Source organism: Allohahella marinimesophila (assembly GCF_039538005.1).
Classification (GTDB): Bacteria; Pseudomonadota; Gammaproteobacteria; order Pseudomonadales; family Oleiphilaceae; genus Allohahella; species Allohahella marinimesophila.
Genome location: NZ_BAABBO010000024.1, coordinates 1 through 18,251, shown reverse-complemented (window position 1 = coordinate 18,251; position 18,251 = coordinate 1). Strand labels below are relative to the sequence as shown.

Below are 18,251 nucleotides of genomic sequence, written 5' to 3'. Positions count from 1 at the left end.
ATTGTCACAAGGGACACTGGCGGCTTTTTTCGTTCCTGTTCGGCTTACTGGTTGTTTCTCTGCCGTTCGAAAGTGTTATGCACATCTTCGACTTCCTGAAAGATCACCTGGCCATCCTGATTGGTATCATAAGTCTCCAGCAGCTGCTGCGCGGTCGCTGGATCTTTTGGCGCATCGCCCTGCCCGGCGGCCGGACTGCCGTAGATGCTCAACTCCTCCTCTGTAAGATTCCCGTCCCCATCTGTATCGAGACGCTGGAAAATCTCTTGTGTGGTGACCCGGCTGGTGCCACTCTGAAGACTTGGATGCCCTTGCAGGTCGGGAAGACTCGGCACAGGACTAGTCCGTTCCGTCGATTCCGACATAGCAGATGGCTGGGCTTTCGCCTCCTGATTCTGCTCAGCGAAAGCTGCTGGCGTGGCTAGCAAGGTGAAGGCCAATGCGGCCGTAGTAAGCCTGTTGTCATGCATGGTTTTTTGTTTCCTCTTGGGTTGCTGACTAGCGATGACTTTTGCAAATCCTGTGCCGCCAGAGAGCGAAGTGACTGGACCCCGCTCACGCGGGGCTTGCCGGCCTTTCGGGTGGAACACCAAGCGAGAACGGTCGGAAAGGCTTACCAGATTTTTGTAAAACGGAGGGCCAATCGTTAGCCTGACTGAGGAAATGCCGAAATGATTTCGTATAACAGCTTGATGACACTGTCTTTTCATTTCAGGGAGAGGAACTGATGATTCGAATAGCGATCAATGGGCTTGGCCGTATCGGACGAGCGGTTCTGAAACAGGCACTCAAGCATCCAGATCTTGAGATTGTCGCAGTCAACGATCTGCAGACACCCAAGGACCTGCGCTACCTCCTGCAGTACGACACGGCCTATGGAAGGTTTGCCGAAACGATCTCTACCGAGAATGCCGACCTTCTCATTGGGCAGCAGCGGATTCGTTGCTTTCAGGAAAAGGAACCGAGCCAGTTGCCGTGGGACGAGCTGAAGATCGATGTCGTGTTCGAATGCACTGGTGCGTTCAATACGCGCTCCGGCATCGAACAACATCTGAAGGCGGGAGCCACACGTGCCATTATGTCCGCACCTCCCAAAGGCAAGGACGAGACGCCGCTGGAGCTGGTGGTAGCCGGTATCAACAGTAGTGAAGACGCAGCTTTCTCAGCTGCCAGTTGCACCACCAATTGCATCGCACCGGTCATGGAGATTCTCGACCGGCGAATAGGTATTGCCAAGGCAGTCCTCAATACCATTCATGCCTACACGAGTTCGCAATCCATGGTCGATGCGCCTGCGAAAAAACCCGAGCGCGGCCGTGCTGGCGCAATGAACATGGTGCCGACCAGTACAGGCGCAGCCAAGGCAGCTACGCAAATACTGCCCCAACTGAAAGACCGCTTTGACGGGCTGGCTGTGCGGGTGCCTGTACTGGTGGGATCAATCGCCGACATTACCTTCGTTGCGAAGCGCAGCACCTCCGTTGATGAGGTCAACAGCATTTTGCGTGAGGAACAGGCTTCGGACCGCTATCAGGCGATCATCAGCGTCACTGACGACCCGATAGTGTCTGCAGATATCGTGCAGGATCCGCACGCGGGCATTGTGGACCTGGGCCAGACCAAGGTGGTGGCAGACGACCTCGTCAAGGTGATGGTCTGGTATGACAACGAATGGGGCTATGCTGCACAGATGATCAGAGCAGCCGAGGCACTCGAAATCTGATGACCGCCAGTGAAAGCGGCTGACGCCTGAGTCAGGTCAGCCTGCGGATACCTGCGAATTTATGATCACCGTCGAAGTGAATCTCGAAGCGGCCCTGTATACCGTCATGTAACAGGAACGGACGAAGCACAGCCGCCGGGAATTGCACCCGACGGCCATCGATCGACTGCGCTGACACAGCCTTTGCATGGCCCTGATACACCCTGAGGAACTCGTCAGGCGAGATCGACAGATCGAGAACTAGAGTTGGCATTCCTGCGGCATGATCTTGTGAGTCGTTGTCTGCGCAAGATCAAGCAGCTCCCGCAAAGCCACCGAGTACATCGGAAACTCCGGATCCTTCGTGGCTTTCAGCTCAGTCAGCATCAGGCGCCACCGTTCAACCATATCCGATTCCTTCTCGGCCCATTGCTGGATACGCTGCTCTATCGAACGCTCGGGGTCAGTCGTCTTGAGAATACCGACCGTCAGTGAGCGCTGCTGCCAGTCGAGGTCTTCACGGAAACTCTCCCGGGCGAGCGCTTGCCAATGTGTCGCCGGCTTCGCCTCGTTGATCTGCCGATTGAACCAGATCAGATCAAGCGACGAGCCGATGGCGAAGAACATTCTCGCTACTGTTTCCAGAGGCTCTTCGGTAATCGACTGAGCCTCGATGATACCCAGGCATGAATACAGATGACTGGCTCCCGACGCGATGGCCGCCAATTCGGATGGTACGCCGACATCTTCGTACACGGCCTTGCTGCGAGAGAACGCCTTGTGTTGCTGGTCTACCAGCAGCGAATCGAAGTCAGCACTGATATTGCCAATGCCTGTCGAGAAACGCTCCATGTTGTCGAGGACCTTGAGCTCAGCCCGACGATTGCGCAGAAACCATCGACTGGAACGTCGAATGAGCCGGATCAGTTCCAGCATCATCGAAATCTGGGTGTCTGCCGGTACCTTGTTGTCCAGATCCTCTATCGCCCGCCAATATTGCTTGAGGCCGAACACGTCTCGCGAAATGACGTAGGCCTGCGCGATTGCCGGGATGGTGGCTCCGGTGGACTGACGTAGCCGATCGACGAAGGTGATACCCATGAGGTTCACCATATCGTTGGCTACCTGGGTAGCGATGATCTCCTTACGCAGGCGGTGATGCCAGAGCTGGTCTTCGAACTTTCGCACCAGACTGGCGGGGAATTCGGACTGCAGCTCTGCCATATAATATTCGTCATCCAGCATATCCGAAGCTGACAATACCTCTTTCAGGTGCCCCTTGACGTATGAGATCAGTGTGCAGAGTTCTGGCCGGAAAAGGCCACGATTCTCGGACTTGCGCTCCCTGATGGCCTCATCATCGGGCATGAATTCGATCTGCCGGTTGAGCTTGCCGATCGACTCGAGGTAGTTCATCAGGCGACGGTATTCTTCTACCCTGGCGGCTGATTCGTGGGTGGCGATCGACAAGGCCTGGGTCTGGCGGTAATTATTCATGAGTACCAGCGCAGCCACTTCATCGGTCATCTGAGCCAACAGTGTATTGCGCTGCTTCGGCGTCATATCACCAGCCTGCACAATGCCATTGAGCAGAATCTTGATGTTGACCTCATGGTCAGAGCAGTCGACACCGCCAGCGTTGTCGATGAAATCGGTGTTGCACTTTCCACCCGTCGCGGCGTATTGCACTCGTCCAAGGTGAGTCATGCCAAGGTTGCCGCCCTCACCGATAACGCGGACCCTGAGCTCGCGACCATCGATACGCAACCCGTCGTTAGCCTTGTCACCAACATCGATATGAGTCTCGGCCGAACTCTTGACGTAAGTCCCGATACCGCCGATCCATAGCAGATCCGCTTTGGCTTTGAGCAGAGCGCTAATGAGCATATTGGGTGGCAAGCGATCCTGCTTGATATCGAAAGCACGCTTCATCTCATCACTGATCGGGATGGATTTGGCAGACCGCAGGAATACGCCGCCGCCCTTACTGATGAGCTTGCTGTTGTAATCTGTCCAGTTGGAGCGTGGGAGATTGAACAAACGGCTACGCTCTTCGAAGCTGAGGACAGGATCCGGGTCCGGATCCACAAAGATGTGCAGATGGTTGAAGGCAGCCAGCATGCGAATATGCTTCGACAGCAGCATGCCGTTGCCGAAGACGTCCCCGGACATATCGCCGATGCCGATGACGCTGAAGTCTTCTGTGGCAGTATTGAGCCCAAGTTCTCTGAAGTGCCGTTCTACAGACACCCAGGCGCCTTTGGCGGTGATACCCATTTTCTTGTGATCGTAGCCCTGGCTGCCACCAGACGCAAAGGCATCGCCAAGCCAGAAATTGTAATCCGCGGCTATGGCGTTGGCGATATCGGAAAAGGTCGCGGTACCCTTGTCTGCGGCAACAACGAGGTAGTGATCCTCCGGATCATGTCTTACCAGATCTGGTGGTGGCACCTTGTTGCCCTCGACCAGGTTGTCAGTGAGATCGAGCAGGCCGCGTATAAAGGTCTTGTAACAGGCAATACCCTCCTTCTGCATGGCCTCCCGGTCGCCATCGGGCAGGCGCTTCGCAACAAAGCCACCCTTGGCACCCACGGGCACGATAACCGAGTTCTTCACCTGCTGGGCCTTGACGAGACCGAGGACTTCCGTGCGATAGTCCTCGAATCGATCAGACCACCGTAAGCCACCCCGAGCCACCTTGCCACCACGAAGGTGAACGCCCTCAACACGAGGGCTATAGACGAAGATTTCGAACATTGGCAGCGGCAACGGCATTTCCGAAATTGCAGCTGGCGACATCTTGAGAGAGATGTATTGCTTGGGCTCGCCACCTTCAGTCTGGAAGTAGTTGGTCCGCACAGTGGCCTGAATGAGCTCTACGAAACGACGCAGGACGCGATCTTCTGTGAGGTTTTCAACACCTTCCAGCGCCTGATTGATGTCCAGCACGATGCGTTCCTCAGAAGCGCCTCGCTGAACATCGCTCTGATCGCTGAATGGGTCGAAGCGCGTCGTGAACAGCTCCCAGATCAGCGAGGTAATGCCAGTATGATTGACCAGGGTACTGGCAATGAAATTCTGACTGTACCCGAAGCGGATCTGTCGCATGTAGCGTGAATACGACCGGAACATCGCAATTTGTCGCCAGTCCAGAAGTGCAACCAGTGCCAGCCTGTTGAACAGATCATTCTCTGCTTCATTGCTCCAGATGCGCGTGAAAAGCGTTTCGAAATTGTCACGAATTTTCTGAATATGGATGGGATCACCGAGCGGGTTCTGCAGGGCAAAATCATGAATCCAGAAATCGTCACCATCCCGACTGGTCACCTCGAAGGGATGCTCCCCCAGCACTTTCAGCCCGAGATTTTCAAACATGGGCAGCACGTCTGACAAGGGCACCTGGGAGGCGGCATGAAAGAGCTTGAAATGCACAGTACTTTCTGGCTCTTCAATGGCGCGGTAAAAGCTCATCGCAATGGGACGCTCTGCCGTGATGCTCTCCATATGATCGATATCGGGTACTGCCCTGCGAGGAGAAAAAGCTTCCTGATAAGCCGCACTGAAGCCATCGGCATAATTGTGGTAAAGGCTATTGCCGCGTTCCTCTCCGTTACTTTCAATCAGCGATTCGGCAAGGCCATCCTGCCATGACTGTGCAGCCGCGATAATCTTGGCTTCCAGCTCTTCGCAATCCAGGTGTCGTACTTCGAGCGGCGACACTCTGAGAATAAACTGCACACGCGCCAGAACGGACTCCGAAAAGTACGTGATGAATTCAACGTCTTCAGCGTTGGTGGCCTCAACGAGGATGTCCGACATCTGTATACGCAGCGTGGTGTTGTAAACGTCTCGTGGTACATACACCAGCGCTGTCACAAACTCACCGTAGACGCCCTCCCGGATGAAGAGGCGAATCTTGCGTCGCTCCTGGATATACAGAATCGACATCGCGTTGCGGAAGAGGACTTCTCTGTCCACCTGCAGCATTTCGCCACGAGGATACACCGACAGGATCTGATCAAGTTCCTTGCCGGCATAGTCACGCGCGTAGAAACCCGAGCGCTCCATCACGTACTCGACTTTCTTGCGAACCACTGGAATATCCTGAGGGCGATCCCGGTACACCGCTGAGGTAAACAGGCCCAGGAAGCGCTGCTCACCAACCACCTCACCTTGCTCGTTGAACCTTTGCACCGCGATATAGTCAGGGTACGCCGGTCGGTGTATCCGGCTGCGCCTCGAAGAGCGGGCGAATATCAGCAGTTCCGGCTTCAGCAGATGCTGTCGCGTTTTCAACGGAAGCTTCTTGAAGGGTGTGTCGGTCGGCCGCTCATCATATTGCTTCATGATGCCGAGCGCCGAGCCCGGCACCTGTCTGACCATGACCTCCTTCTTCGAGCGATCGAACTCATATTCGTCGTAGCCAAGAAAGGTGAAATGGTCTGCGATGAGCCAACCCATGAAATCTGCCGCTTCATTAGTGGCTTCGTGACTCTGGCCTGGCCGGCCTTCACGCAGACTCGCTGCCAATACCTGGGCATGTTCCCGCATGGGCTCATAGTCGGCCACAGCGGTACTGACATGACGCAGCACGGTGCTGATTTCGTCGCGGATGGTAGACAGCACCTGTGGGTCGTTATGCCGGTCTATCTCGATATAGACTGTCGACTCTGCCAGCGACCGGTCTGGATGCCCAGAACGCTGCAACAACTCCTTGAACCGGCCGTTCTTGTCACGTCTGATGTACAAGACGGCGTGCTGAATCGAATGGATATCGAAATTCAGCCGGTTCAGGCACATCCGGATGGAATCCATGATGAAAGGAACATTTTGATGCAGAACGCCAAGCACAGTGTGGGTAGACTGCCAACCATGAGCCTCGAGTTCCGGGTTGAAAACCGCCACCTTGAATTCGTCTTTTGCTCGCTGTTGAACGAAATGCCAGCTTGAAATGACCGCGCCGTAAATATCGCTGAGCCGGCGCCCATTCACTTCTTCAAGTGGTAGATTTTCGAGATAGAGTCTTGCAAACTCGCTGAGACGTCTGGCTTGCTGGGCGCTGAGCTTCTGGTTGAACGCTTCATCGAGCATGTCCAGAAACTGTGCTTTGTTGTCCACGTTGACCTGCTTCATCACTCGCCTTTATTTGTTTTAGTTCATTAATGAGTCAATCTGGTCGGGTATGTTCTTGTCAGTCAATATTGGGCTTACGCTTCCGTAATTGGCTCCACACACAATTTATAGCAAACTTGCCAGTCAATTGTGAGCGACAACTCTTTATATACGCATAAGCATGGACACTGTGGGGCCAGTCAGGCACGGTCTGGCGTACGGTACCCGTAGTCGCTGCCTGATCTTTGAACCAACAAAAGAACCAACAACAATGAGCTCTCTGCAACATTTCCAGAACGTTTCGGAATACCTGCGCACTCAGATCATCGGTCAGCCAGCTTTGGTCGAGCAGATGCTCGTAGCCCTTCTGGCAGATGGCCACATGCTCGTCGAGGGTGCGCCCGGCCTCGCCAAGACCCGAGCCATCAAAGCACTGTCAAACTGCATCAGTGGCAGTTTTCAGCGTATTCAGTTCACGCCTGATCTGTTGCCAGCCGACATCACCGGCTCCGACATCTTTCGCCCCGAGACCCAGAGTTTCGACTTCCAGCCCGGCCCAATTTTCCACAGTCTCATTCTGGCTGACGAAATCAACCGGGCGCCTGCAAAAGTGCAGAGCGCATTGCTGGAGGCCATGGCAGAACGACAGGTCACAGTCGGCAACAAGACCTATCCCCTGCCGGGCGTGTTCCTGGTGATGGCGACACAGAACCCTATCGAACAGGAAGGCACTTATCCGCTGCCGGAAGCCCAGCTCGACCGGTTCCTGCTGCATGTCATCGTTGACTATCCCAATGTCGAGTCCGAGCAGCAGATCCTTCAGCTTACGCGTGACGAGGCGCGCCGTCAGCTCCAGACGGCGCCTGCCAGTGCAAGCGTGCTTCAGCCAGAACCAGCAGCGCCCGAAAGGACAGTAGCAAATGGCGACGCTGAAGTGCAGTTGAGTCATGAAGATATATTTACGGCACGCATGGCCGTACTGGACGTCTTCATGAATGAGAATGTCGAGCACTATATTGTCCGGATCATCCAGGCGACCCGCGACCCTGGACTGTATGACAAGACTATTGCCAGCTGGCTGGATTATGGGGCGAGCCCGCGTGCGACGATCGCAATCGATCGCTGTGCCAGAGCGGCTGCGTGGCTTGCCGGTAATGATTATGTCTCTCCCGACGATGTTCGCAAGGTAGCGCACGATGTGCTCCGGCACCGTATCATTCCAAGCTTCCGCGCTGAAGCCGAAGGGATGAGCCGTGACGCCATTCTCGCCCGCCTGCTCGATGTGGTGCCTGTGCCTTGAGCACACAGCTTCGTGATCGCATAGATCTGCTGACCATGCTTGGCCTGCAGCCGGAAGCTCGCAGTCTCACGCTCAAACTCGATCCGAGGAAAGTGCCGGGGCTGACTGGCAGCCATCGCAGCCACCTCCTTGGCCGTGGCATGACCTTCGCCGAACACCGACCGTATCAGGCGGGGGACGATATACGCCATATCGACTGGCGGGTCAGCGCACGTAGCCAGCACACCTACAGCAAGGTGTTTCAGGAGGAGACTCAGCAGCCGGTGCAGCTCCTCGTCGACCAGCGTTCTAATATGTATTTCGGCAGCAACAAGACATTCAAGTCGGTCGTCGCCGCCGAGCTCTCCGCACTCCTCACTTGGGCGGGGCTGGCAAATAACGACCGTGTTGGCGGCCTGGTCTTCGATGATGTGAGCCATCAACATGTCAAACCGGCTCAGCACAAACGTCAGACGGTACGCATATTTGACGTCATCGATCGGTTCAATGCCAGACTCTGTGACGAGGCCTCGTCAAGCAGGACGGTGGCGGCTTCGAGTCTCAACAGCGCCCTGGATGAGCTCACCCGCCTGTCACGCCCAGGTACGCTGTGTCTCCTGATTTCCGATTTTGAAGGCCTGCTGGATGAGCTGCCGGCCGATGGTCACGTCGCCGATCAGCCTGTCAGTCGGCCTGCTCTGAGCTGCGAACAAATACTGTTCAGATTACGCAGACACAACCAGATTTTCGCCTTTCTTGTGTATGACCCTCTTGAACTGGCTTTGCCAGGCCCTTCGCTTGAAATCTGCAACAGTTCCGGGGACCGGCTCACCTTGCCCGAGCGGCAGGCTGCGCTGGACGACATCAACCTAGCACTACGGGAACGTCATGAAGCCAAGATTCGCAAGCTCGAAGCCCTCAAATGCATCGTGGTGCCTATATCCACGGCTGAGGATCCAGCTGAGGTGCTTCGGAGCATTAGCAGTCGAAGCGGTGCGCGTTAAGGAATGAATCAACAGCTTGTAGAAGCGGTCAGACAGTTACCGCTCAACCCCTTGATCGATCCGTCTCCCGTGTCGTGGTGGCCGCCAGCCCTTGGCTGGTGGATGCTGGTGCTGCTTGTCATCGTCACCGGACTACTGCTCTGGTTCATCGGCTATCGTCGTTACCTTCAGCCAGCTCTGCGGCTACAGCGGCAGAAAAAGCGACTTCGGCAGGAAATACTGCCACTGCTTCGTGACCGCGGCTCGGAGGCAGCGACGTCGATCAACAGAATTCTCAAGGCCCACCTGCTGAGCCTGGGCCATACAGAGTGTAAAACGCTGACGGGGCAAGCCTGGCTGAATTACCTGAGTGCACAAGCCCAGCTACAGCCTGCAGAGGCCGATGCACTGGCCCCACTCGGTAGCGCCAGTTACCGCCCGCCCGCTTCGCACGTCGACGGTGGGCCGAGCGACAAGGCATTCGCCAGAGCCATTCTGCTGCTGGCCCGACGGCTATCACCCGGAAGCTCAGGATTGGCAGAGAAACGGGGTATCGTCAATGGATAGCATATTGCCGCTGTCAGATGCGCTGCAGTTTGCCTGGCCACTGGCGCTCTTGTTACTGCCCCTGCCCTTTGTTTTACAGTTCTTGAAAGGCCGTGCTGGCTCAGGCCCCTCTGGACAAAGCGCCGCCGAGACCTCAGCAGCGCCTGCGCTGGTCATGCCCCAGTTTGCTGCTGTGAGGCAAGTGATGGAATCACGTGGATTTGGCCAGGCCCAGCACCGCACACCGCCCTGGCGACTCTGGCTGCTGGCTGCCAGCTGGTGCATGCTTTGCGTCGCGCTTACCCGGCCTCAGTGGCAGGGCGAACCAGTACCGCTGGACACAACGGCCAGGGACATGATGCTGACAGTAGACATTTCACCAAGCATGCAAGAGCCGGATATGGTGCTGCGTGGTTATCAGACCGACAGACTGACCGCACTCAAACAAGTGGTGAGCGACTTTCTCAAACAGCGGGACGGTGACCGGGTGGGGCTGATACTGTTTGGCGCGAAGCCTTATATACAGGCTCCACTGACCTTCGACCTCGCGACTGTGGAACAGTTGCTCTATGAATCGCAGATCGGCCTCGCCGGCAATGCGACTGCCATCGGCGACGCCATTGGGCTGGGCATCAAGCGCTTGCGGGAGCGTCCAGCGGACGCGCGAGTCATGGTGCTCCTGACCGACGGCGCCGAACTTGGGAGTGAAGTCGATCCCATCAAGGCTGCCGAACTCGCCAAAGAAGCAGGCCTGCGAATTTACACCATCGGCCTGGGTGCAGATGAAGCTTACCGAGCAGGGCTGTTTGGTCGTCAACGATACAACCCTTCCGCCGACCTGGACGAGAGTCTGTTACGATATATTGCGCAGTCGACAGGTGGGGAATTCTATCGTGCCCGATCGACTTCCGAACTCGAACTCGTGTACGAGGCCATCAACCAGCTGGAGCCGGTAGTACAGGATGGTCGAATCTTCCGTCCTGTCACCGAGTACTACTGGATTGCGTTGATCGTCGCGTGCTTGCTTCTGCTCATTGCGCTGTTACCTGTTCCAGCCTGGCTTCGCATGACCTTCGCGACGATTCGCAAGCAGCGGAGGGCAAAAGCCGTATGATCGACACCAGTATAGATTTCATGTTTCTGCGCCCGAACTGGCTCTGGTGCCTGCTGCCGGTATTATTTCTGTCCCTGCTGCGACGCCGTCGCTTCGAAGTGTCACAGTGGCATCGGTATCTGCCCGCTGCTGTCATTGAACGCCTGCTCAAGGCGCCGGACGCTGGAAAGCGTACTACAAGACCCTGGTGGCCAGCCCAGTTGCTGCTGATGCTCATGATCGTGGCCCTTGCAGGTCCCAGCTTCATCAAGCAGGCAGTGCCTGCCGTGCAGAAAAAGGATGCTGTGGTCGTGGTGCTCGATCTGTCATTGTCGATGTACGCTGAAGACCAATCGCCCAGTCGCCTGGCCAGAGCGAAACAGAAGATCTATGACCTGCTCGCCCTGCGCCAGGATGGCCTGACCGGCCTGGTGGTATTTGCAGGTTCTGCCCACGTGGTGGCACCACTGACCGACGACCGCGAGACGCTCAGAGCCATGTTACCGGCTCTGGATCCTGCCATCATGCCGGACCCTGGCGCGAATCCCGGTCTCGGTCTGCTCGAGGCCAGCAACCTGATCAGGCAGGCGGGACTCGAAAGCGGCAGGATTCTGCTGCTGACCGACAGCATCGAAGCAGAGAATCTCGAGGCGCTGATCTCGCTTCGTACCGATTTGCCTCAAGGCGTAGCCGTCTCCGTACTCTCGTTCGGCACCGAGTCTGGCGGGCCGATCTCCCTGCCGGATCAGGGCTTTCTCAAGCGCGGTGGCGAAGTCATCATTGCGCGAGCCGACCTGGCGGCGGCAAAGAAGCTGGTCTCGACACAGTCCGTCGATCGTGTGGCCGAGGCGCGGTTCGACGACAGTGATCTACGCCGGCTCGTGCCTGAGCTGAACGCTGCTTCCGCTGCCACCCAAGCGGCCGACAGTGATCAGACCATAGAGCAGCGGATCGACCAGGGTTTCTGGCTGTTGCCGCTCATGGCAATTCTGGGGCTGATCTTTCACCGGCGCGGCGCTCTGCTCGCAGCCATCGGACCAATGCTGCTGGTGCCAGGCGGCCTCTGGCTGGCATCGTCGGTGCTGGTACTGTCGTCGACTGATGCTGCAGCGGAGGACACGAATGACAATCCAGCGGATACCGAAGCACAGGTTCAGCCCAATATGCCATCGTTCTGGGAACGCCTCTGGCAGCGTCAGGACCAGCTCGCGGACGAAGCTTACCAGGCCGGCGAATTCGCTACCGCTGCAGCGCTGTATAGTGAGGCTGCAAGGCGGGGCGCAGCCCAATATCAGATGAAGGCCTTCGGTGCCGCTGCCGAAACCCTTGCCAGTGCGGCGCCTGACCCGGTTACTCGCTTTAACCAGGGTAACGCCCACGCCTATGCTGGTGAACTCGAGCTGGCCATAGCCGCGTATGATGCCGCCCTCGAACTCGACCCTGACATGAACGTGGCCAGAGAAAATCGGGCCATGATCGAAGAGCTTCTGAAACAACAGCAGCAGCAACAAAAGCAGCAGCAACAACAACAGCAAAAGAACCAGCAGGATGGCGAGGAGGATTCCGAGCAGGAAGGCGGCCAGGGTGAGCAGAAGCCGGATGGTGAGCCCTCAGAGGACGGTCAGGGACAGGATGGCGGGACACAACAGGACTCATCGAAGGGTGGCAAGCCCGGGGACCAGAGCGCCAGCCAGGACCCAGGTCAGCAGGACAATGAGACCGAACAGACACCGGCCGAAGGGCAGCAGCAGGCGGATGATCAGGCTGGCAAGGACGAATCAAAACAGGCCGCCGCCGAGCAGTCAGGTGGAGACGGCGAGGAATTACCCGATGCTGCTGCAGCTAGCGCAGAGGCCTCGACTTATGATCTCAGTGAGCAGCAGCAGGAGCAGTGGCTACGCCGGATTCCGGATGATCCCGGGGAGTTGCTGCAACGAAAGTTCCTGTACCAATACCGCAACCCTGACAGCCGATATGATCAGCGAGCACCGGGATCCGGACAGGACGAGGCAGGTGCACCAGCAACCCGGACCTCACCTGGCACAGCAAGCAGCAACCCCTGGTAACGGGGAGACAACCAGCGAAATGAATCGGGAAATGAACAGAATGCATTATCGAAACAGCAGCAGTCATGGCTACTCGACATCAGACCGTGCCCTGAACCGCCGTCACCGAGGCTTGCTTATGCTGTGGCTGTCCTGTCTGATGCTGATCGGCAGCCCGTCAATGGCTGCGGATGGGCTCACGGCTTCGGTGGATCGAAACGAGCTGGCGCTGGGAGAAACAGTGCAGCTTACAATTTCGAGCAAGCTCGATGCCTCGCTGGGCATCAGCCTGTTCAACCTCAATACCCTGGACATCGATTCCCCAGAAGTCAGTGTGCTCGAAGAAGATTTCGAGATACTTGATCGCCAGCAGAACTATCGCGTCCAGTTTGAGAATAATGTGAACAATTCGCTGGTCGCCTGGACGTATACACTGAGCCCGAAGCGAGCTGGCGATATCACCATTCCCGCTCTGAGCCTTGAAGACGAGTCGACCGATCCGATAGAGCTCAAGGTCAGCGATGCGCCGAAGAACCCGGCCGACAGTGACCTGATGGTCGAAATGACGATAGACAAGGAGAGCGCTTACGTTGGCGAGCAGATGCTCCTCACCGTCAAACTGCTCTACAGCAATGAACTCGTGGATGGACAACTGGCCCACCCCAATGTGAAAGGGGCGCTGTTCCGGCAGCTCGAGAAGCAGAAGGAGTACAACCAGACGCGCGCGGGGAAACGGTTTGAGGTCGTGGAGCGACAATACGCTGTTTTTGCAGAAGACAGTGGTGAACTGACTATTCCGGCGGTGAAGTTTTCAGGCCGGTTCGTCAATCGTCGCTTTGGGCGGGGCAACTACGAAACGGTGACTAGTCCACCTGTGTCGGTGGATATCAAGGATCCTCCAGCCAGATTCAGCGGCAGCACCTGGCTTCCAGCCATGGGGTTCAGTGTCTCGGAGTCCTATGAGCCGGATACCGCGAAGCTGCAGGTCGGCGAGTCGGTTACCCGGACGATTACCTTGCAGGGACTCGGGCTTGAAAGTGCTACGCTGCCCCCCATCGACGTAGATACCCCGGATGGGGTGCGACTTTATCCAGGCCAGTCCGAAACGAGCGAGGAAGTGCATGCCGCCGGCATCACCGGGGTCCGAACTCAGGAATATGCGCTGATCGCTACACGACCAGGCCGTTTCGTATTGCCGGAAATCAGAATCCCCTGGTGGGACGTGGTGAACGATGAGCAACGTGTCGCCATTCTTCCTGAGCGCGTACTTGAGGTGAGCGGAAGTGGTTCAGGCGAAGCTGCGCTCGCACCACCTCCGATATCAGATAGCGCCGAATCTGACGCCGAGCGACAGACTGTGACGGCTCCTGATTCTGCTACGCCTGGCGAAGCCACTGCCGCTGGAGAGTACAGCAGGTTCTGGCCACTGCTCAGCCTGATTCTGGCGATATTGTGCCTTGGACTCGGCTGGCTGGCCTGGCACTACAGACAACGCGCGCTTCAGGCACCCCACGAAAAGGCACCCGGAACCCGTGAAGGCCTATCCGTTCAACAGCAGTGGGCGCGCAGGGAGCGACCAGCGTTCGAAGCCATGACACCCTGCAGCTTTGCCAGCGTGTATTCCAGCTGGCTCCAGAAGCAGACCAGCCGCTCAAATGTTGCGCGTAGTGAACAGGTGCTGGGTAAGATCAAGGCCGAGCTTGCCACCCTCCAGCAGCACTGTTTTGGCAGTCCGACAGGATCGGCCGATTCGAGAGCTGCCGAGCTGCAAGTCAGGATCATCAACTTCACGGGAGAGTGGCTGTCCAAATCTGCCGATGATGCCCAGCCAGCAAGCCTGGCGGAGTCGCTTTATCCTGGTGAACGTGCTCCGCAGCGGGACTAAGCGTTGGGTCTGCGCTATCAGCCAGCCCCGACATTAAAGATCTCCACTAGGACGGTCTTTACCACAAAGCCGACCACGCCCAGAAACAACGCGATAAAGAGAATCGCTGTGCCAAAACGCCCCGCCTTGGACTTTTTGGCGAGGTCCCAGACGATGAAGCCCATGAAAATGATGAGCCCTCCAACCAGAACGTACAGGCTGAGGGATTCGAATTGCTGAAAGGTCATTGGTTATCCAGATCCAGATGAGGAGCGTTGATACGGATTCAAGGCGCACGGCCAGTGGCTTTGGGGCCGCTTCCGGTTGATATTCAGGTATTTACATGCATGCGAGATGTGTATACATTAACAGTATTGATTATATAACCAGTATACGGACATCTCTCATGACAGGATTGACCAGACGCCAGGCCCAGATTCTTGAACTGATCCGCACTTATATTCTCGAGGAGGGTCGTCCGCCTACCCGTGCGGAAATCTCAGGTATCATTGGTTTCAAGTCTGCCAACGCAGCGGAAGAGCATCTCAAGGCGCTTGCCCGCAAAGGTGCCATCGAGATGATACCAGGGGCTTCCAGAGGTATCCGACTGCTCGATGAGCCGGAGCCCGGCGTCCCAGTTGTTGGATCGGTCGCTGCCGGATTCCCGATTCTTGCTACTGAAAATATCGAACAACGCATTGATATCCACAAAGGACTGTTCTCGCAACTGCCAGATTTCCTGCTACGCGTACGGGGCTTGAGCATGAAAGACGTGGGCATACTGGAGGGTGATCTTCTCGCCATCAAAAAGACATCAGAGATTCGCAATGGCTCGATCGGTGTAGTACGAATTGATGACGAAGTGACCGTAAAGACTATCCGGCAGGAAAATAATATCCTCTATCTCGAGCCAGCGAACAGCGATTTCGAAACAATGCGCATAGACCTGTCGAGCCGCTCCGCAGAAATTGAAGGCGAAGTGATCGGCGTGTTACGCACCACGATCTAGGCAGACCTCCGGCGTCCGCTGGAGGCCGGAAGATCAATGAAGCCAGTGGGACTCTGGCTTCACCTGACGATAATCCGATTTGCCATCCTTTTGCGCACTACCCTTCTGGCTGGCCAATTTTCTTCGGAAGGCTTCGCGCCGAACAGCCGTGTCGTCGTCAGGATCGATATCTGACCCTTCTACGCTGCTGGCGAGGTCCGCAGCAGACAATGTTTCCTCTGTGACCTCATAGCTCCGCATTTGCCCCACGGTCCGAATTGCAGCACCAATCATGGCGCGAGCAACCTGAGCGTCCTGATTCTCCAGAAATGCCTTGGCTTCATCACTGAATTCAATTTTCAGCAAGGGTTCACCGGAGGAACCGATCTGTTGAAGTGCAAAGCTACCATTCGACAGCTGAATGATTTCAAATAGTGCTGAAGGCATAGTCATCTCCTACATGTGTAGACACATTATGAGGGCTGATTTTCAGCATTCAAGGCTGGAACTCTCCAGTTGATATACGAGGGCACGCAGGCTTCCAGACCAGCGTGCGAGATCTCTCGACGACGCGCCAAGATCAACCATGGCGATGAGACCATCGCCCCCCTCTTCATCTGATGATACGCCATTTTCTCTCGATGCGCCCTGGCCGGCATGAGCACTACTGACCTCTGCTATAGCCTCGAGCATCAGCGTCAGCCATGAATCCCGCTCTGCCAACAGGTTTCGCAATACGCCCGTTTCGGCAGTGCCATGTCCAATTTCCTGCTCTAGCGCATCGAGAGAGGGCCGCTCAAGCTGAAGACCCTGCTGGCGGGCGAGCGATTGCAGCAGCCCGGTCCAGGCCATCTGCAAAAACAACAAGGCGGCACGTTCATGAATGTCCTGTAGCGCCCGGGAGTCGACCTTTTGCTGCTGCAATTGCATCTGCTCTGCGCCGAAGATATTTGCGCTGATGAACGATTGCCACTCTGTAAGGGTTGGTGCTGCCATCTGAACATCCTCTATTGGTGGGCTACGGCCAAGCCTGCCTGCGTTGAAGTATATCAAAATCTTCACGCTGCCCGTTCATAGCAAGATGATTTTCTTTGCCTATACTCTGTGATAAGCCATTACACCTCTCGCAGGTGCAGACTATGAATCGGAAAGGACATGCTATGAGTTCGATCGCTTTGAAAGCCGGTGCGCATTCGCCGAAGCTGCTGTTACGTAAAGGTGCTGTCCTGGCAATGCTGTCGGCGACGGCGCTTTGCCTATCGAGTGTTGGTGTTCAGGCCAAGGTGTCCGCTGAGCAGGCCAAGAAGCTCGGCACATCGCTGACGCCAGTCGGTGCTGAAATGAGCGGGACGAAAGATGGCGTGATTCCTCCATGGACAGGCGGGATTACGAGCCCCCCTGCCAACTATGTAGAAGGCGAGCACGAAGCCGACCCCTACGCAGAGGACGGCACGCGCTTTGTGGTCACTGCTGACAATGTCGACAAATACGCGGCGATGCTCTCCAAAGGCCACAAGGCCATGTTCGAGAAGCATCCGACTTATACCATGCCCGTCTACCCTACGCGTCGTTCGGCCAGCTACCCGGAGTTTGTCTACGATGCGCTGAAGAAGAACGCCACGACGGCAGAGCTGATGCCGCGAGGCACAGGTGTTCGCAAGGCTGTCACCACTTCGCCCTTTCCGATTCCGCAGGAAGCTGTAGAAATTGTCTGGAACCATGTTCTGCGCTTTCGCGGAGAAGAAGTCGCGATGCGAACGGGGTTTTCGACAGTCGGCCCGGATGGCGCTGCAAACACCATCCTGTATTCGCAGGAATACCTGTTCAACTACAGCACGGAAGGCGCGACTATTCGCGAGATTGATAACAACCTGTTCATGCTGAAGACAGAAGTGCTGGCTCCTGCGAAACTGGCTGGCACCATCAACCTCATCCATGAATCCGTCGACCTGGTCGCTTCACCGCGCAAGGCCTGGCGGTATGTTGCCGGCGAGCGTCGTCTGCGTCGCTCACCCTATCTCGCCTACGACGCTGAGTTTCCCAATAGCCAGGGTCTCAAATTCATAGACCAGATAGATATGTACAACGGAGCTCCAGACCAGTACGAATGGAGTCTCGTTGGCAAAAAGGAAATCTTGATTCCCTACAACGCTTATAAGCTGCACTCAGGTAATGTCGGAGAAAGCGACATTATCCGCAAGGGTCATATCAATCAGGACCTTACGCGCTACGAGTTGCACCGGGTCTGGGTAGTTGAAGGTGAGCGCCGGACTGGCATACAACATGCGTTTGCCAAGCGAACTTTATACTTCGATGAAGACTCCTGGCAGGTTGTACTGGAAGAAGGCCATAACGACGATGGGGAGCTTACCCGCTTCGCCGAAGGCCATATGATCAATTATTACACCGTACCAGTACCCTGGACCACCGCAGAGGTCACTTACGATCTGGACAGCGGCAGATACTTCGTGGAGGGCCTGGACAACAAGGAGCGACCTAGAGATTTCGAACCGCGACTGAAAGAGCAGGACTTCTCCACCTCAGCTGTGCGTCGAGATGCGAAGCGCTAACACAGCGAGTGATATCATCAGGTAAAAAAAAGCGGCTCCTTGTAGAGCTAATGCCAGTCAGTTAAGCCC

At 56.2% G+C, this 18,251-nt stretch carries 15 protein-coding genes; 9 read left to right on the top strand and 6 right to left on the bottom strand.

The features are described 5' to 3' along the window. Positions 1-44 precede the first annotated feature (44 nt). A complete protein-coding gene (locus tag ABD735_RS19755) occupies positions 45-470 on the bottom strand; it encodes an EF-hand domain-containing protein (RefSeq protein WP_344809751.1) in 426 nt (141 codons plus the stop codon). 257 nt (positions 471-727) lie between these two features. Between ABD735_RS19755 and ABD735_RS19750 the strand changes: the two genes are divergently transcribed. Beyond that, on the top strand, positions 728-1,723 hold the full coding sequence (locus ABD735_RS19750) for a type I glyceraldehyde-3-phosphate dehydrogenase (protein ID WP_344809749.1): 996 nt from the start codon (positions 728-730) through the stop codon (positions 1,721-1,723). Between the two features lie 31 nt (positions 1,724-1,754). Here the strand turns inward: ABD735_RS19750 and ABD735_RS19745 are convergent, their stop codons facing one another. Together ABD735_RS19745 and ABD735_RS19740 are read right to left on the bottom strand one after the other, a co-directional pair. After that, positions 1,755-1,976 (bottom strand): DUF2835 domain-containing protein, encoded by a 222-nt coding sequence (locus ABD735_RS19745; protein ID WP_344809747.1) that lies wholly within the window; start codon positions 1,974-1,976, stop codon positions 1,755-1,757. Then, entirely contained in the window at positions 1,964-6,820 is a 4,857-nt protein-coding gene (locus ABD735_RS19740) for an NAD-glutamate dehydrogenase (protein ID WP_344809745.1), read from the bottom strand. Before ABD735_RS19740 ends, ABD735_RS19745 begins: the two co-directional genes overlap by 13 nt. Before the next feature lie 265 nt (positions 6,821-7,085). On the opposite strand from ABD735_RS19740, the gene ABD735_RS19735 reads away from it, so the two are divergent. The 6 genes from ABD735_RS19735 to ABD735_RS19710 are packed head-to-tail and all read left to right on the top strand — an operon-like array spanning position 7,086 to position 14,645. Beyond that, positions 7,086-8,114, top strand: coding sequence for an AAA family ATPase (locus tag ABD735_RS19735; protein WP_344809743.1), 1,029 nt, complete (start codon positions 7,086-7,088; stop codon positions 8,112-8,114). After that, positions 8,111-9,097 (top strand): DUF58 domain-containing protein, encoded by a 987-nt coding sequence (locus ABD735_RS19730; RefSeq protein WP_344809741.1) that lies wholly within the window; start codon positions 8,111-8,113, stop codon positions 9,095-9,097. The genes ABD735_RS19735 and ABD735_RS19730 overlap by 4 nt, the downstream gene beginning before the upstream one ends. Before the next feature lie 3 nt (positions 9,098-9,100). Next, on the top strand, positions 9,101-9,643 hold the full coding sequence (locus ABD735_RS19725; protein WP_344809739.1) for a DUF4381 domain-containing protein: 543 nt from the start codon (positions 9,101-9,103) through the stop codon (positions 9,641-9,643). Continuing rightward, a complete protein-coding gene (locus ABD735_RS19720) occupies positions 9,636-10,736 on the top strand; it encodes a vWA domain-containing protein (RefSeq protein ID WP_344809737.1) in 1,101 nt (366 codons plus the stop codon). The genes ABD735_RS19725 and ABD735_RS19720 overlap by 8 nt, the downstream gene beginning before the upstream one ends. Next, on the top strand, positions 10,733-12,781 hold the full coding sequence (locus ABD735_RS19715) for a VWA domain-containing protein (protein ID WP_344809735.1): 2,049 nt from the start codon (positions 10,733-10,735) through the stop codon (positions 12,779-12,781). Before ABD735_RS19720 ends, ABD735_RS19715 begins: the two co-directional genes overlap by 4 nt. 31 nt (positions 12,782-12,812) lie before the next feature. Further along, on the top strand, positions 12,813-14,645 hold the full coding sequence (locus ABD735_RS19710) for a BatD family protein (protein ID WP_344809733.1): 1,833 nt from the start codon (positions 12,813-12,815) through the stop codon (positions 14,643-14,645). Positions 14,646-14,662: 17 nt separating this feature from the next. Here ABD735_RS19710 and ABD735_RS19705 read toward each other — a convergent pair whose 3' ends face one another. Then, positions 14,663-14,872, bottom strand: coding sequence for a DUF2788 domain-containing protein (locus tag ABD735_RS19705; RefSeq protein ID WP_344809731.1), 210 nt, complete (start codon positions 14,870-14,872; stop codon positions 14,663-14,665). A gap of 158 nt (positions 14,873-15,030) precedes the next feature. Between ABD735_RS19705 and lexA the strand changes: the two genes are divergently transcribed. Then, on the top strand, positions 15,031-15,633 hold the full coding sequence (lexA, locus tag ABD735_RS19700) for a transcriptional repressor LexA (protein ID WP_344809729.1): 603 nt from the start codon (positions 15,031-15,033) through the stop codon (positions 15,631-15,633). A gap of 33 nt (positions 15,634-15,666) precedes the next feature. Here the strand turns inward: lexA and ABD735_RS19695 are convergent, their stop codons facing one another. Next, on the bottom strand, positions 15,667-16,059 hold the full coding sequence (locus ABD735_RS19695) for a hypothetical protein (protein ID WP_344809727.1): 393 nt from the start codon (positions 16,057-16,059) through the stop codon (positions 15,667-15,669). A gap of 42 nt (positions 16,060-16,101) precedes the next feature. Beyond that, complete coding sequence (locus ABD735_RS19690) at positions 16,102-16,608, bottom strand: DUF6586 family protein (RefSeq protein ID WP_344809725.1); 507 nt, start codon at positions 16,606-16,608, stop codon at positions 16,102-16,104. 164 nt (positions 16,609-16,772) lie between these two features. Here ABD735_RS19690 and ABD735_RS19685 point away from each other — a divergent pair, with 164 nt between their 5' ends. After that, complete coding sequence (locus ABD735_RS19685; protein ID WP_344809723.1) at positions 16,773-18,182, top strand: DUF1329 domain-containing protein; 1,410 nt, start codon at positions 16,773-16,775, stop codon at positions 18,180-18,182. The last annotated feature ends 69 nt before the right edge of the window (positions 18,183-18,251 follow it).